General features: G+C 57.8%; 13 protein-coding genes and 1 pseudogene. 9 read left to right on the forward strand and 5 right to left on the reverse strand.

Going from position 1 to position 14,805, the window contains the following annotated elements:
- Positions 1-45: 45 nt before the first annotated feature.
- Both KGFNPO_RS09805 and KGFNPO_RS09810 read left to right on the forward strand, forming a co-directional pair.
- A pseudogene (locus KGFNPO_RS09805) lies at positions 46-150 on the forward strand (3-oxoacyl-ACP reductase); the annotation flags it as partial.
- A gap of 201 nt (positions 151-351) precedes the next feature.
- Positions 352-1,902 carry an acyl-CoA synthetase gene (locus KGFNPO_RS09810; RefSeq protein WP_472631116.1) on the forward strand — a complete coding sequence of 517 codons (1,551 nt, stop codon included), beginning with the start codon at positions 352-354 and terminating at the stop codon, positions 1,900-1,902.
- 343 nt (positions 1,903-2,245) lie between these two features.
- Here the strand turns inward: KGFNPO_RS09810 and KGFNPO_RS09815 are convergent, their stop codons facing one another.
- Positions 2,246-3,250, reverse strand: coding sequence for an NAD(P)/FAD-dependent oxidoreductase (locus KGFNPO_RS09815; protein ID WP_472631117.1), 1,005 nt, complete (start codon positions 3,248-3,250; stop codon positions 2,246-2,248).
- 122 nt (positions 3,251-3,372) lie between these two features.
- Positions 3,373-3,819, reverse strand: a complete 447-nt coding sequence (locus KGFNPO_RS09820) for a CBS domain-containing protein (RefSeq protein WP_472631118.1) — start codon at positions 3,817-3,819, stop codon at positions 3,373-3,375.
- Positions 3,820-3,997: 178 nt separating this feature from the next.
- Between KGFNPO_RS09820 and KGFNPO_RS09825 the strand changes: the two genes are divergently transcribed.
- The 5 genes from KGFNPO_RS09825 to bioC are packed head-to-tail and all read left to right on the forward strand — an operon-like array spanning position 3,998 to position 8,824.
- Positions 3,998-5,320, forward strand: a complete 1,323-nt coding sequence (locus tag KGFNPO_RS09825; RefSeq protein ID WP_472631119.1) for an O-acetylhomoserine aminocarboxypropyltransferase — start codon at positions 3,998-4,000, stop codon at positions 5,318-5,320.
- Between the two features lies 1 nt (position 5,321).
- Positions 5,322-6,158 carry an alpha/beta fold hydrolase gene (locus tag KGFNPO_RS09830; protein WP_472631120.1) on the forward strand — a complete coding sequence of 279 codons (837 nt, stop codon included), beginning with the start codon at positions 5,322-5,324 and terminating at the stop codon, positions 6,156-6,158.
- Entirely contained in the window at positions 6,155-7,315 is a 1,161-nt protein-coding gene (gene bioF, locus KGFNPO_RS09835; RefSeq protein WP_472631121.1) for an 8-amino-7-oxononanoate synthase, read from the forward strand. The genes KGFNPO_RS09830 and bioF overlap by 4 nt, the downstream gene beginning before the upstream one ends.
- Positions 7,312-8,034, forward strand: a complete 723-nt coding sequence (locus KGFNPO_RS09840; protein ID WP_472631122.1) for an alpha/beta fold hydrolase — start codon at positions 7,312-7,314, stop codon at positions 8,032-8,034. The genes bioF and KGFNPO_RS09840 overlap by 4 nt, the downstream gene beginning before the upstream one ends.
- Complete coding sequence (bioC, locus tag KGFNPO_RS09845) at positions 8,027-8,824, forward strand: malonyl-ACP O-methyltransferase BioC (protein ID WP_472631123.1); 798 nt, start codon at positions 8,027-8,029, stop codon at positions 8,822-8,824. Before KGFNPO_RS09840 ends, bioC begins: the two co-directional genes overlap by 8 nt.
- 185 nt (positions 8,825-9,009) lie before the next feature.
- On the opposite strand, the gene KGFNPO_RS09850 is transcribed toward bioC, so the two are convergent.
- Both KGFNPO_RS09850 and KGFNPO_RS09855 read right to left on the reverse strand, forming a co-directional pair.
- A complete protein-coding gene (locus KGFNPO_RS09850) occupies positions 9,010-9,657 on the reverse strand; it encodes a tRNA-uridine aminocarboxypropyltransferase (RefSeq protein ID WP_472631124.1) in 648 nt (215 codons plus the stop codon).
- A 383-nt stretch (positions 9,658-10,040) separates the two neighbouring features.
- Positions 10,041-11,297 (reverse strand): IS4 family transposase, encoded by a 1,257-nt coding sequence (locus KGFNPO_RS09855; protein ID WP_472631125.1) that lies wholly within the window; start codon positions 11,295-11,297, stop codon positions 10,041-10,043.
- Between the two features lie 20 nt (positions 11,298-11,317).
- On the opposite strand from KGFNPO_RS09855, the gene KGFNPO_RS09860 reads away from it, so the two are divergent.
- Entirely contained in the window at positions 11,318-11,899 is a 582-nt protein-coding gene (locus KGFNPO_RS09860; RefSeq protein ID WP_472631126.1) for a LemA family protein, read from the forward strand.
- A gap of 38 nt (positions 11,900-11,937) precedes the next feature.
- On the forward strand, positions 11,938-13,176 hold the full coding sequence (locus tag KGFNPO_RS09865; protein WP_472631127.1) for a lysozyme inhibitor LprI family protein: 1,239 nt from the start codon (positions 11,938-11,940) through the stop codon (positions 13,174-13,176).
- 394 nt (positions 13,177-13,570) lie between these two features.
- Here KGFNPO_RS09865 and KGFNPO_RS09870 read toward each other — a convergent pair whose 3' ends face one another.
- Positions 13,571-14,578 (reverse strand): hypothetical protein, encoded by a 1,008-nt coding sequence (locus KGFNPO_RS09870; protein WP_472631128.1) that lies wholly within the window; start codon positions 14,576-14,578, stop codon positions 13,571-13,573.
- Positions 14,579-14,805 lie beyond the last annotated feature (227 nt).

Consider the following 14,805-nt stretch of genomic DNA (forward strand, 5'->3'; position numbering starts at 1 on the left):
GTTATCGCCTTACCGCATCAAGCGTCAATCCTCTGGAGATATGCAATGAGTGGGAAACTCGATAGCAAGGTTGCACTCGTTTCCGTCTCCGGTCGCGGCATCGGCCGGGCCGTGGCCCTCAAGCTGGCGCGCGAAGGCGCCCGCGTTGTATCTTCTCAATAACCCGTGGCATCATTCCCGCAAAGGGAGAATCCAGGAATATGCGCAACATATTGAAACACTGGATTTCTGCCTGCGCGAGTAGGGCAATTCATTTTCATGAAGCGTTTGCCACGGCTTATTGAGAAGTTACTGCATCTGACGCAAGATACGCAACTGACACCCGACAACAACAAACTCCGGAGAAAAATCATGAGCCAGACCGAAATCCAGCAAGCCAGCCGCAACACCATCGGCGACGCCCTGCGTCGCTCCGTGCGGCGCAATCCGAACAGGGAAGCCCTGCTTTACGAAGACCGGCGCTGGACTTACGCCGCGCTGGATGTCGCCGTCAACCGCGTCGCGCACCGGCTGCTGGGCCTCGGCCTCAAGCCGGGCGACCGCGTCGCCGCCTACGGTCGCAATTCCGACGCCTACGTGTTGCTCTGGCTGGGCTGCGTGCGCGCTGGACTAACCCACGTGCCGATCAACTACGCGCTGACCGAAGGCGAACTGCACTACATCGTCGAACAGTCGGGAGCTCGCGTCCTCTTCCACGACCTGGTCATCGCCAGGCATATCGAACAGTTCGGCCCGCAGTCGCCGTGCGAATGGGTTGGCACACTGCACGGCGGCGACACGCTCGATATTCTGGCTTTTGCCCGCGCCCCCGGCTGCGAGAGCGCGCCCGAGGTTTCGATCAGCGAGGAGGATCTCGCGCAACTGCTCTACACCTCGGGCACCACAGCTGCCCCTAAGGGCGCGATGATGACGCACCGGGCGCTGATGGCCGAATACACGAGCACCCTGCTGGCCACCGAAATCAACTCAACCGACCGCTCGCTGGCTTCGCTGCCGCTCTACCACTCGGCGCAGATGCACGTCTTCGTGATGCCGCAACTGCTGGTGGGCGCCACCACCATCGTCATCCAGGCGCCACAGCCCGAGCTCTGCTTCGAGCTGATCGCCAAGGAGCGCATCACCTCCTTCTTCGCGCCGCCCACGGTTTGGATCGCCTTCCTGCGCCATCCGGATTTCGACCGCCACGATCTCTCCAGCCTGGCAAAGGGCTACTACGGCGCCTCGATCATGCCGGTGCCGGTGCTACAGGAACTCTCCCAGCGTCTGCCGAAAGCCCGCCTGTTCAACTGCTACGGCCAGAGCGAAATCGCCCCGCTGGCCACCGTGCTCTCGCCGGAAGATCATGCCGAGCGCCCTGCTTCGGCCGGAAAACCTATTTTCAACGTCGAAACACGCATCGTTAACGAGCAGATGGAAGACTGCGCGCCTGGCGAAATGGGTGAAATCATCCATCGCTCGCCGCAGTTGATGACGGGCTACTGGAACAAGCCGGAAGAAACCCTCGAGGCCTTCGCCGGCGGCTGGTTTCACTCGGGCGACGTCGGCTATTTCGACGAAGCCGGCTTCCTCTACATCGCCGACCGCATCAAGGACATCATCAACACCGGCGGCGTCGTGGTATCGAGCCGCGAAGTCGAAGAATGCCTCTATACCCACCCGGCCGTCAGCGAAGTGGCGGTGATCGGTCTGCCTGACGAGAAATGGATCGAGGCCGTGGTTGCCATTGTCAGCCTCAAGGCAGGCCAGCAGGTCGATGCCGAGACTTTGATCGCTCACGCCAAGGCGCACATCGCCCCCTTCAAGGTGCCCAAGCGAGTGTTCTTCGTAGAATCCATGCCGCGCACTGCCTCTGGCAAGCTGCTCAAGCGCGAGTTGCGTCAGCAGTACGCCAGCGCCAGCTGATCAAGGAGCAGAAGCAAATAAAAAATTCCCCAACCTCGCGAGTCGGGTGGGGAACGTGTTGCTGACTTTGCAATCTGAGCCTTACAACGCCCTCTGTACTGAAAGATTCACTCTCTTTCAAGAAACGTGTTTATGTTTGCATTCAAGGGAGTGGATAAATTTGCGAAAAAAATCTTGACTTGGGTTTCATCATAGAAGGGGCGGACCCGGTCACGACTGTTTGCGTCCGGTCGCGGTCGGGTCCGCTCCACCAAAAATCACAAAAACTGCTTCGGTTTAGAAGTCTCTTATAGCCGGCTGAATAGTTACGTTTTTTCAGGATTGGCGATCGATAAAAACCCGATCAAGAGCCCACTGCCGCGGCCAGCGCCAAGCCACTCAAATAGGCATTTTCAACCCGTCCACTGCCTTCCAGGCCAGCCGCGAACCAGTCGCCGCAGGCACCGATGCGCAGTTTTGGACGCCACAGGCAATCCTCTGCCAATGGCGCAAGCGCCTGAGCGTATCGCCAGCGGTGCGCACTGGCATGGACCGGTTGCACCTGCGAACCTGTCGCCTCGTGAAAGGCCTTCAGCAACTTCTCCTTGGCACGCTCCTCGTCGTCTTCCAGATGTTCGATACTCCAGTCGACAGAGGCGTGCGCCACCCAGCGCTCGCCATCGCGATGTTCCGGCTTGGCGTTATCGCGAATAATCCAGGACAGGCGCGAACCGCTGACCCAGGCGCCGTCGTAACCGAGCGCCAAAGGCAACGGAAAGCTCAGCATCAAGGCCCAGCACGGAGACATTTTTGCCTTTGCCACCTGCTTCGCCAAGGCCGGCACCGCTGTTAGCAGCGGCACCGCCTGATCGGCCGGAACCGCCAGCAGCACCGCATCGAACGGGCCGGCGCTGGCATCGATTGCCACGCTGTTTGAACCGACCGACAGCAGCCATTGCTTGCCGAGCGGTTCAATGCGCCGCACCACCTGCTCGGTGCGAATATCCAGCCCTTGCGCCAGATGTTTGCACAGGCTGCTCATGTCGGGGATGGCGATAAAACGTTTTTGGGAGCGTCCGGCCGGCTTGTGCACACCCGGCGTACCCTGTTCCAGCTGCACCAGATCCGGACTCCAGTCGATGATCAATTCTGCCTTCTTCCAGGCGGAAATCTGCTTGCGAAAAGCTGCCGAGCTAGCGGTAAAATATTGCGCGCCATAATCGAAGCCGCCGAACTCAGTCTGACGCGTACTCATGCGGCCACTCACCTCGCGGCTTTTTTCATACACAGTCACGCTATGCCCCTGAATTTGTAATTGGCGAGCGCAGGTTAAACCGGATAATCCGGCACCGATGACGGCAATATGCATGGTCGATCCTTTTGTGGTTGAGAGATGGGGCCAGACGTTAAAACAAAAAAAGCCGCTCGCGGCAGTATCACCGTGAGCGGCTCTTGCATCAAGCCGCTAACGGCCAGACAGTAATAATCTCTTTAATCTTCCGCCTCACCCGGCCAGTCGCGAATGTAAGCTTTGAGCATCCTGTTCTCGTAACTTTGTGCTTCGAGCACTGATTTGGCCACGTCATAGAAGGAAATCACGCCCAGCAGGGTTTTGGCATCGATTACTGGCAGATAGCGGGCGTGTTTTTCCAGCATCACGCGGCGCACTTCATTGATGTCGGTATCCGGCGTCACCGTCAGCGGATGGTCATCCATGTGCTTGCGCACGCTATCGCTGCCCACGCTGCCGTTGTTCTCATGCACCGTCTTGAGCACTTCGCGGAAAGTCAGCATGCCGACCAGATCGCCATACTCCATCACGACCAGCGAACCTATGTCCTTTTCCGCCATCGTGTTGATAGCATCGATCATCGGAGTATCAGGCGTGACCGTATAGAGGATATTGCCTTTGACCGTTAGGATTTCTGAGACTTTCATGATTCTTCTTTGTGTGATTGTTAATTGTGCTATGACTGTAGCGCAAGCACAGTGAAAAATCCAGCATGCGAATCAATACAATCTATTTTGATGAGGTGGCACATCGCAGCGTACAAAAGGCGTGGTGCTAAACTTCCCGCTGCAACGCCAAAACCCAATAACGGAGACTTAATCCAGCATGAGCGGCACACATTACCTCAAATTCGACACCCTGTCGCTGCACGCCGGCGCCGCACCCGACCCGGCTACCGGCGCGCGCGCAACACCGATCCACTTTACGTCGTCCTTCGTTTTCAAGAACTCCGACCACGCCGCATCGCTGTTCAATATGGAGCGCGCCGGTCACGTCTACTCGCGCATTTCGAATCCGACCAATGCGGTACTGGAAGAGCGCATCGCCGCACTCGAAGGCGGCGTGGCCGGGATCGCGGTGGCCAGCGGCCAGGCCGCGCTGCATCTCGGCCTGGTGACGATTGCCGGTGCCGGCGCACATATCGTCGCCTCGCGTGCGTTGTACGGCGGCTCGCAAAATCTGCTGGCCTACACGCTCAAGCGCTTCGGCATCGAAACCACTTTCGTTGATCCACGCGACCTCGATGCGTGGCGCGCCGCGATCCGCCCCAACACCAAGGTGCTGTTTGCCGAAACCCTCGGCAACCCGGGACTGGAGGTGCTGAACATTCCCAAAGTTGCGGAAATCGCGCATGAACATTTTTTGCCGCTGATGGTCGATGCGACTTTTACCACGCCGTATCTGCTGCGCCCGTTCGACTATGGTGCCGACCTGCTGTTCCATTCGGCCACCAAGTTCTTGTGCGGCCACGGCACCGCGATCGGTGGCTTGCTGGTCGATGGCGGCACCTTCGACTGGCAGCAAGCCTATGACAAAACCGGCAACTTCGCGGAATTATGCGAACCGTATGACGGCTTCCACGGCATGGTGTTTGCGGAAGAATCGACGGTCGCACCGTTCGCGCTGCGCGCGCGGCGCGAAGGTCTGCGCGACTTCGGTGCAGTGATGAGCCCGCACAATGCGTTCGCGGTATTGCAGGGAATCGAAACGCTGGGCTTGCGCATGGATCGGCATGTCGCCAATACGCGCAAGGTGGTCGAATTCCTGCTCGCACATCCTGCGGTGGAATCGGTTTCCTATCCCGAACTGGCATCGCATCCCGATTACACACTGGCCAAAACGCTGCTGCCGAAAGGCTCTGGCGCGGTATTTACCTTCAGCATCAAGGGTGACCGTGCAGCCGGCCAACGCTTTGTCGAGACGCTGAATATCTTTTCGCACCTGGCCAATGTCGGCGATGCCAAATCGCTGGTAATCCATCCTGCTTCGACCACGCACTTCCGGGTGCCGGCCGATCAACTCGCGGCTGCCGGCATCACCGAAGGCACGATTCGGTTGTCGATCGGATTGGAAGATGTGGACGACCTGATGGATGACTTGGCGCGCGGTCTGAAGATGTCACAGCCCAGCACCAAGAAAGGCGGCTAGCATGCTGACCGACATCCACGGCTTCGATGCCTATTGTTACACCGGCGGCAAACCGTTCAACCCATTGCTGCCGACTGCCGTCTTCATCCACGGCGCACAGCACGACCATTCGATCTGGATACTGCAAACCCGTTATTTTGCGCACCACGGCTTTAACGTGCTGGCAGTCGACCTGCCCGGCCACGGCCGCAGCAAAGGGGCGGCGCTGACCAGCGTCGAAGCCATCGCCGACTGGTTGCTGGCGTTGCTGGATGCTGCCGGCGTGGAAAAAGCAATGCTGATCGGCCACAGCATGGGTTCGCTGGCGGCGCTGGAAGCCGCCTACCGAGCGCCGCAACGGGTGAGCAAACTGGCGCTAGTCGGCACCGCCTATCCGATGAACGTATCCGATATCTTGCTCGATGCGGCGAAAAATGATGAGCAAAGCGCAATCGACATGGTCAATATCTGGTCGCACACATCGGTAGCGCAAAAACCCTCCAGCCCCGGCCCCGGTTTTTATGTAATGGGCAGCAACCAGCGCCTGATGCAGCGCATCTCCAAACTCAATCCGGACCATGTTTTTTACACCGATTTTTCGGCCTGCAATACATATGCGAATGGCGACATTGCCGCGCAATCGGTGCAATGCCCAACCCTGTTTCTACTTGCCCGGCGCGACATCATGACGCCGATCAAGGCCAGCGCCGGCCTGACCCGCACAATCGCGCATGCGCAAGTGGTGCAACTCGACCACTGCGGCCACAACCTGATGGCGGAACAGCCGGACGCGGTGCTCGATGCCCTGTATTCGTTTGCCAATTCGTTTGCCAATACGTTTGCCGGAAGCGCCGCATGATCCAGGACGAACTCGATAGCGCACTGGCCGGACTCAAGGCGCAAGGCCTGCAACGCCGCAGGCGCGTGCTGGACACGCCCTGCGGAGTTGAGGTCGAAGTCGATGGCTGCGCGCTGCTGTCGTTTTGCAGCAATGACTATCTCGGTCTGGCCGCAGAACCGGCGCTGATCGAAGCCGCGCGCGAGGCAGCGACCCGCTGGGGCGTCGGCTCCGGCTCTTCGCACCTGGTCGGCGGCCATCTGGCGCCGCACGAAGAACTGGAACAACGCCTGGCCGCTTTTGTCGGCAGCGCCCGTGCGCTGTATTTCAGCACCGGCTACATGGCCAACTTGGGCGTGGTGCCGGCGCTGGTCGGGCGCGGCGATGCAGTATTCGCCGACCGCCTGAACCACGCCTCACTGATCGACGCCGCTCAGTTATCGCGCGCCGCCCATCAGCGCTATCCGCACAACGATCTGGCCGCGCTGGAGCGTCAACTGGCCGCCAGCACCGCCAGGCGCAAGCTGATCCTGAGCGATGCTGTGTTCAGCATGGACGGCGATCTGGCGCCATTGCCGCAACTGCTGGAACTGGCCGAGCGCTTCGACGCCTGGCTGGTGGTGGACGACGCGCACGGCTTCGGCGTGCTCGGCCCCCACGGGCGCGGCACGCTCCAGCATCTCGGCATCGAGCTCGGCGCCCATCCGCGCCTGCTGTACATCGGCACGCTGGGCAAGGCGGCCGGCGTCTCCGGCGCGTTCGTGGCCGGTGCCTCCAATGTGATCGAATGGCTGATGCAGCGCGCCCGCACCTATATTTTCACCACCGCAGCCAGCCCGATCGTGGCCGCCACGCTGATCAAGAGCCTGAAACTGATCGAACAAGGCGACGCGCTACGCAGCCATTTGCAGAATCTGATCGAACGCCTGCGCAATGGCCTGGCAGACACGCGCTGGCAACTGCTGCCGTCGCCGACCGCGATCCAGCCCATCATCATCGGCGCCAACGATGCTGCGCTACGCTGCTCCGCAGCACTGGCCGAGCAAGGGATCTGGGTACCGGCAATCCGCCCGCCCACCGTGCCCAAGGGCACTGCGCGGCTGCGCATCACACTCTCGGCCGCACACAGCCTTGCGCAGGTTGACCGACTGCTCGATGCATTGAGGCAGTTGCAATGAGCGAACTGGTTTTATGGCACGGCTGGGGCATGCTTCCGGGGGCATGGGATGGTCTGGCTGCACAGCTCAAAATTCAAGCACAAGCACAGGCGCTGCCCGGCTACGCCGGCACAGCAGCGCCCTCCTTTTATACGCTGGATGCGCTGGTCGATGTGCTGCTGGCTGAAGTGTCCACCCCGGTCACGCTGTGTGGCTGGTCGCTCGGCGCGCTGCTGGCGATGCACGCCGCGCAACACCATCCGGACAAGGTCGCGCGCTTGATCCTGATCGGCGCCACGCCCAGTTTCATGCAACGCGCCGACTGGCCGCACGGCATGACACCCGTAGCGCTGGCGGAATTCACCGAGGCGGTCGACAACGATCCGAAAACCGCGCTCAAGCGCTTCATTGCGCTGTTCAACCAGAACGACGTCAACGGCCGCAGCATCGGCCGCGCTCTGGCCCTGGCCACGGCCGAACTGCCGCCCGCTGCGATACTCACAGCCGGCCTGGCGCTGCTGCGCGACACCGATCTGCGGGCGCTGGTGCCGCATATCAGTCAATCGACACTGCTGCTGCACGGCGCGCACGACCAGTTGATGCCGCTGGCCGCCGCGCAATGGCTGGCGGCCGCGCTGCCGCAGGCGCGACTGGCAGTCTTGCCGGACGCTGCACACGCCCCTTTTCTGTCGGACCCGGCACGCTGCGCCGCGCTGATTACGGATTTCATCGATGCCTGACGTCGACAAGCGCAAGGTCAGCGCCGCCTTCGATCGTGCCGCCGATTCTTACGACGCGATGGCGCAATTTCAGCACCAGGTCTGCGACCGGCTGGCGACAACGCTGCCCGACATACAAGTTGATACGCAGGCCGACCTGAAACCAATCCGCATTCTCGACGGTGGTTGCGGCACCGGTTACGGCGCCAGCCTGCTGCGCCGGCAGTGGCCCGAAGCGCTGGTGGTCGGTTGCGATCTGGCACCGGAAATGGCGCGCAAGACGATGGCGCGCGGCATCGCCAGCGTCTGCGGCGATCTGGAACGCCTGCCCTTCGCCGACGCCAGCTTCGATCTGATCTGGTCCAGTCTGGCGCTGCAATGGTGCCAGCCGGCGCTGGTCTACGCCGAATTGCAGCGGATACTCGCGCCCGGCGGCCTGCTGGTATTTTCCACGCTGGGACCGAACACGCTGCATGAACTGGAGAGCGCCTTCGCCGGCATCGACGCGCACCGCCGCGTGCTGTCGTTCGCCGCCGCGGCTGAGGTCGAGACGGCGCTGGCAACCGCCGGTTTCGAGCACATCAAAATGACATGTGAAAACTGGATCACTCGCCACAGCAATTTCAAGACCCTGCTCGCCACTATTCGCGGCATCGGCGCCAACCAGATCGGCGGCAACCGGCGCCGCAGCATGATGGGCAAAACCGCATGGCAAGCCGCGCAAACGCGTTACGAAATGCTGCGCGATAACGACGGCCTGCTACCTTTAACGTATCAGGTAGTGTTTGGGGTTGCGGAAAAGCGGCGGTAATGGGCGAATGGCTCGTCGAATTTCCATCTATTTGCAGGGAGTATAGTAAAAAATGCCGTAATTCCCGCAAATATTCATTAGCCCATTAAAAATATAGGTGCCAGTATATTTTAAGCCATGGTGGAGCGGCTAAAAGTAGTGCAGGCCTCCGTGCCTGCATCGGGTTGCAGGCACAGAGGCCTGCACTACTTCCTATACCCGATCTGCTGCGCCACAAAGCCGTCAAACGCCGTCAGCAAAGGCTGAAACTGTTCAACGCCGCCCTCCAGCTGCATCAGCGCGGCGCAAGTCGCCTCCAGCGTGGAAAGCTGATCCGGCCGATGCGCCTTGCGGATCAGGTAATGCGAGGCCGGGGTGTCGCGCAGCGGCAGGCGCGGCAATCGTTGCAGCAGCGGATTCAGGTAAAGCATCTTGCGGCTCTTGCGCCAGGTACCGTCCAGCACGATCAGGCGCAATTGCGACGGATTGCGCAGCAAGTCCGGCGCCAGAACCGGCTGCGCCGGAATGCCCAGCACCTTGTCCTCCTTTGTCTCCGGATACAGCAGGATCGCATGTTTCGGACTGTGTGCCGCCGGCTTGGGCGCGAACGGCGCAGTCAGCAGCGCCTGCAATTCCGGCTCGGCGAACACTTCGCCGGTCACCATCCGGCTGCGCGGCAGACTCAGATGCAACAGCCGTGCGCTGCCTTTGGCGTTAGCCACCTCCAGCGGATGCTGCAAGATCAGCACCTCGACCGCGTGCGCTGTCGGCGTGATCCAGCGGCAGATGCAAGTGCTGTGCGGGCGCAGGCAGGTCGCGCAGATCGGGCGTTTGGTGTTGGGTGCGGGGGTCATTCGGGGGAATTTTTTCTAGTGCTGCTGTGCAGGCGCACATTTTTTTAGCAAATTGCGATGATACAAGACATGACCCAACATGCCGCAAGTGTTATTGCCTGATAGACACAAGCATCGTCTGTACGTATGCTGTCGTGCAAATAACAATTATGTGGACCCAACTGATCGAAATAAACAGGCGACAGACCACGGTTTTAAGTATTGATGGGCAAAAACCGTGGTCTGTCCCCAATGCTGTTCACTTAACGATCTCCGGTATCCAGTGACAGCGCAAGTTCATCGGCTCATGACCTTTCCTTGGCAGGTACTGCTTTGTTCGTCGCTTAACCACACGAGGATTGGTGCGTCCTCGTGGACTGGTGATGATGCCTTCCGCTACAGCATCAATAAGTTGCTTCCACCACTTCGGGAACTGCTTTGGGGGAAATGGCACCGCTAGCGGGAAGCTTGCGGCGCAGAAGTGAAAGGCTGTGCTTGAAACTCAAGTCATTTGGTGCTCGCTCACGCGCCAGCGCTGCCTCCAGCATGAGCTTACGCACGACGTGATGAGCGAGCATGAGCCCCCAGAATTCTTGGCGCACCAGTTCCGGTGTCTTGCTTCGCATGACAACATCAGCGCCTTTAAGCGTTGTTTTAATTTCGGAAAACGTCGTTTCAATTGTCCAGCGGCTATGATACAACGCTGCCAATTCTTGGGCGGGAGCTGCTTCTGGATCAAGCATATTGGTAATCAAGCGATAGATCGGTTCCGCATCGGGAACACCTGGAAGTCGATAATCAATGACACGCACCGCGAGTGCTGGGGCAACCTTGTCGTTCATTTTTTTCAGCGTTGCTGGCGCAGGCTCAATCTGCGACAAGTATGAGCCATCGCTCAGGCGACGATTGACAGGCAGGACCCGATTCTTCGGAATCCGCCACAGCAGTTGTGCGCCAGTGCGACTGGCCGCCTGCCATAGCGGATAGCCAGCAAAGCCCCTGTCCGCCAGACATAGTAAGCCTGGTTTTAGATAGGCGATGGCCTGGTGCGCCAATGTCACTTCCGCATCTTTGTAACCGCCAAGGGCAATCCCGAGCAACGCATGCGTACCGTTCTCAAGCAAGCCGACGAAGCGCAGTTGTGGATAGCCGGTGCGTCCTTGCTGGGTTCCCGGTACGCCGAACGCCTTGCGATTGGCTTCCTCATCGGCTACTTCAAGCGTGGAGCCGTCCAAGCTTACAAGGCGCAACCCCTTGTAGAAGGCGCCGGCCGTTTGTTCGGTTACCAATGGCGTTAGTGCATATTCCGCGATCGTCTGCATCACCGCAGCGCCGAGACGGCTTCGTGCCGCGCTGATCGCGGACTTGCCAACCTCGCGCCGAATCGCGTTGGCGCCGAGGTATTCCATCCCCTCGGTCACCACTTGGAGCACTTCCTCGGTATTGACACCCCGATACAACGAGAGCGCCATCACGTAGTACGCCACGGCATGGGCAGGTAAATCGCGCTGCCGCACACTATGCTTTCCATGAGCTGTCAGCGCCTGATCGACCAGCGAGGGAGGAACAAGCCGAGCCAAAAGGCCCAGACTCAAGTAGTCAGCAATGCGAATCGGTCCACCCAGTTGAAGCGGTTTGCCAGCCATGGTCGAATGCCTCATGATGATGCAATGAAGGCATTATGATCGAATTCTTATTAAGTGAACAGCATTGGGTCTGTCCCCTATTTTTTCAAATTAACAATTTAAATATGTCAACAGAACATCTTATTCTCACCTTAATAGCTCTAATTTTTATCGTACCACTTGTTTTTAGCATAAGCATTTACAACGAGGTTCAGCGACTGCTTAATATCATTCCCGAGGTACATTCCAACATTTCTGTTTTGCAGAAAAAACGTGGCGATCTGATCACTAAGCTGATTTCCATTGTGGAATCTTACGGAATTCACGAAAGTGGGATTGCTGGCAAAGTTTCCAGCGATTTCAGTGGGACGGCGAATCCATCCTCCGGACACGGTATTGTCGAGCGCCTGTCCAATTTGCGGATGACATTTCCCGAGTTAAAGGCGGACGGTCTGTATGGAACTCTGATGGAAGAGTTGGCTCAGGTCGAATCCGACATTGCTGACCGGCGCGAGCAATTTAACGCTACTGTCCGTGCCTATAACACTACGATTTCACAATTTCCGAACAACTTATTGATGCTGCCTTTTGGGTTCCATAAGGAACAGTTCCTGTCGGAGCAGGAGCTTTCATCGTAGTCGTGCCGAATCAATAAACACATCAAGAATACAAATATATGAAAAACAACAAAAGTAGCTTTCTGTTCATAATCCTTTTTGTCGCCTATTTGGGGCTGTCTGAAAAATCAGCAATGGCCGCCGGATTTGACTGCTCTAAGGCCGGTAGTACCGTAGAAAGTATGGTCTGCAGTGAGCCTATGCTATCGCAGCAGGATGATCAGCTTACCATTGCGTATCACAGGGCTGTAATCAATAATCCGCAGATTAAACAGCAACAACTTATCTGGTTGCAGGATGTACGTAACAGATGTGCCGATGTTGAATGCCTTAAAGCTGCGTATCACATGCAGATCAGCAGTCTGAATAAGTGGGCTGACCCAGCGTCCAGAAACACCGACGTCACGCCGCAGAGGAATGCAGGTGTTATCGGAGTCCCAACGCCACAGTCACAAGCCACTGCTATTCCAGACACGTTTCCTTCACAACCTAAAACCGGCTCTATTCCATCCTCAGTGCAACCACAGAAAGATGCTGGCGAGAACCCGCTTGCCATCTTAATGGACATCAACTATTTTGTCGGTCAGTCAGAATTGTCAAGAGACTCTATCTGGTCCGACCCCAGAGGTGAGCTTTATGGTAAGAAAGCGCTTGAATGGACTGATCAGGATTTTCAGTTATTCGAGCAAAAGCTAAGGGAGCAGATTGAGATTAGGCGCAATGCGGCATTAAAACGAATCGCAGACGCGAGGCACGGATATTCGCTCCCGGCACTGGACGATGACTACGCCTTCAACGAAGCCAATGTCTTGCTTAAGAAGATCATCGCTTCGATTCCTAAATACAAGTATTTGGCGAGCCGGGCACGCGATAAAGAAACCGCTGCACACACTGAGCAAGAAGCACAAGAAAAACAGCGCTTGGAGCGGGAGTCAGCACTTGAACAGCAGCGGATCGCTGATGCCGAACTTCAGTCGTTAAATCTCCAGAAGAGTCAAGAAAAGGACGCACGGTCAAGGAATCTTTTGATATTTTTGGCGATTGTGGCTGCAGCTGCCTACGGTTGGTACTGGAATAAATTTATCCGGCTGCGTTGTCCTACTTGCAAGTCCACTGACGTAAATACACAGGAAATTGAAGAACTTGATCGTTGGCGCGGTACCAAAAAAGTGTCGGAGCGAAATTCTCGTGGTACCAATACCCGTCACGTTTCAACTACCTATGTGAAAAACCAGTATCACTATCAATGCCAGGATTGCCAGAAAATATGGATGCAGGTTAAGAAACAGGAACTCTGATTTCTAACGGACAAACAACACGTGGAAAAGAAATACAGGAGGCCGGTCAATATACGAAGAAATTGTGTATTCCGGCACTAATTTACTTCCAACTACGAGAAGTAATATTCCCAGAGGTAGCTGACTGTCTAGCCTGAATGTTTCATAAACTGGTATTACAGCAGAGATGCGTTCGCAATGTCGGTTTGCCGGGTGGTCTAAAAAGCGCTGGGTGAAACTCGCCCTACCCATGCGAAATGGGGTGTTGGCAAGCGGGTTGGGTAGTGAAGGTTACGGGCTGAACAAGAGGAGACAGACCGGTCCGTCCCCTTTTTTCGAGCGGTTGGCGGTCTTGCAATTCAGGGTATTTTGCAGCCGCTTCTCCGCAAGTCCGACAGGCTCCTGGCATGCGCTCCTAACGACGCTCCTGATCGCGCTCTTCCTCGGCCTGGTTCCCCCGCCCGCGGTTCTGGTGTTCGGCCTTGTTCCCGCGATCCCTGTTTTGCTGTTCAGCGTTGTTTTCACGGCCCCTGTCTTGCCGATCAGCCCTGTTTTCGCGACCCTTGTCCTGCTGTTCGACCCGGTTCTCGCGACCCTTGTCTTGCGGTTCGGCTTCCGGGCGCTGCATTCGCTGCGGCTGCTGCGCGGGCGACGGTGGCCGTTGCTGATTAATCTGCAAGTCATGTTGTTGCTCTTTTTGTTGCTCTTTTTGTTGTTGTCTTTGTTGCTGTTGTTGCTGCTGCTGTTGATGCTGATTCATCTGAAAGTCCTGCTGCGGCCTGGCGCGCGGGTTGTCCCGCCGGTTGTCCGCGTTGCCCCGCTCGTTGCCACGCTGTTGCAGGTGCTGCTGCGTTACTTCATCACGCGGCTGGTAGCGGTACTTCTCGGATCGGATCGAATGTTGTTGTTCTGCCGCGCGGGGATAGCGATTCCCCGAATACTGCCGCTGGTAGACCGGCAACGGTGCGGCGCTTGGGGCGGAGCGGCGGTCCCAGCGGTCCCAACCGCTTCGGCGCTGCTCCCAATCCCGGCCCCAGTGATCGCCCCAACGTGGCGGCGCGTCGGTGCGCCAACCGCGAAAATACACCGGAGGCTGGCGGTAGTAGCGCACCGGAACGCGCAGCACGTACAGCGGCACATATTCAGGCTCCGTCAATTCCCACGGTCCGTTGTACCAGCTGCTCGCATACCAGTTATCGTCCTGGTACACCCAGTACAGGCCGTCGTAAAAGAAGTAATTCGAATTCGCGCGCGGGTTGTAATAGACCGGGTAGCCAGGTATCAAGACAAGATTCGGATACGCCGGCATGTTGATGCCGATACTGATACCTGGCGATTGAATGCCGACGCTGATCTGGGCGTGGGCTGCGGTAATCGAGCCAAACAGCATCGATAACGCAATGAGCGGGTAGCGAATTTTCATTTTCCGTCCTTTTGGGGTAAGCGTTTTGGTGTCCATGAAAACAGCTTGCTCGCAAGCACCTGGCTCCGTCGGTGCGGTAGCGCACTGAGCGACGTGGCAAGTCCGCTTGATTTTTTCAGCGCCGACATGATTGACTGGCCGTATTCGACGCTTCGTCTGGCAGCAGTTGGCATGCGGCGCTACTCGGCCTTTCCCCTGCCTACTTCGCTTTAAGCCATACTGCTAGC

It is taken from the genome of Gelidimonas diazotrophica, from assembly GCF_055694025.1.

Bases quoted from the DNA above. Each gene is read 5' to 3' on its own strand.
- KGFNPO_RS09850 (WP_472631124.1), bottom strand. From the start codon at position 9,657: ATGACCCCCGCACCCAACACCAAACGCCCGATCTGCGCGACCTGCCTG.
- KGFNPO_RS09815 (WP_472631117.1), bottom strand. From the start codon at position 3,250: ATGCATATTGCCGTCATCGGTGCCGGATTATCCGGTTTAACCTGCGCT.
- KGFNPO_RS09840 (WP_472631122.1), top strand. From the start codon at position 7,312: ATGAGCGAACTGGTTTTATGGCACGGCTGGGGCATGCTTCCGGGGGCA.
- KGFNPO_RS09860 (WP_472631126.1), top strand. From the start codon at position 11,318: ATGATCGAATTCTTATTAAGTGAACAGCATTGGGTCTGTCCCCTATTT.
- KGFNPO_RS09825 (WP_472631119.1), top strand. From the start codon at position 3,998: ATGAGCGGCACACATTACCTCAAATTCGACACCCTGTCGCTGCACGCC.
- KGFNPO_RS09820 (WP_472631118.1), bottom strand. From the start codon at position 3,819: ATGAAAGTCTCAGAAATCCTAACGGTCAAAGGCAATATCCTCTATACG.
- KGFNPO_RS09865 (WP_472631127.1), top strand. From the start codon at position 11,938: ATGAAAAACAACAAAAGTAGCTTTCTGTTCATAATCCTTTTTGTCGCC.
- KGFNPO_RS09830 (WP_472631120.1), top strand. From the start codon at position 5,322: ATGCTGACCGACATCCACGGCTTCGATGCCTATTGTTACACCGGCGGC.
- bioF (WP_472631121.1), top strand. From the start codon at position 6,155: ATGATCCAGGACGAACTCGATAGCGCACTGGCCGGACTCAAGGCGCAA.
- KGFNPO_RS09855 (WP_472631125.1), bottom strand. From the start codon at position 11,297: ATGAGGCATTCGACCATGGCTGGCAAACCGCTTCAACTGGGTGGACCG.
- KGFNPO_RS09810 (WP_472631116.1), top strand. From the start codon at position 352: ATGAGCCAGACCGAAATCCAGCAAGCCAGCCGCAACACCATCGGCGAC.
- KGFNPO_RS09870 (WP_472631128.1), bottom strand. From the start codon at position 14,578: ATGAAAATTCGCTACCCGCTCATTGCGTTATCGATGCTGTTTGGCTCG.
- bioC (WP_472631123.1), top strand. From the start codon at position 8,027: ATGCCTGACGTCGACAAGCGCAAGGTCAGCGCCGCCTTCGATCGTGCC.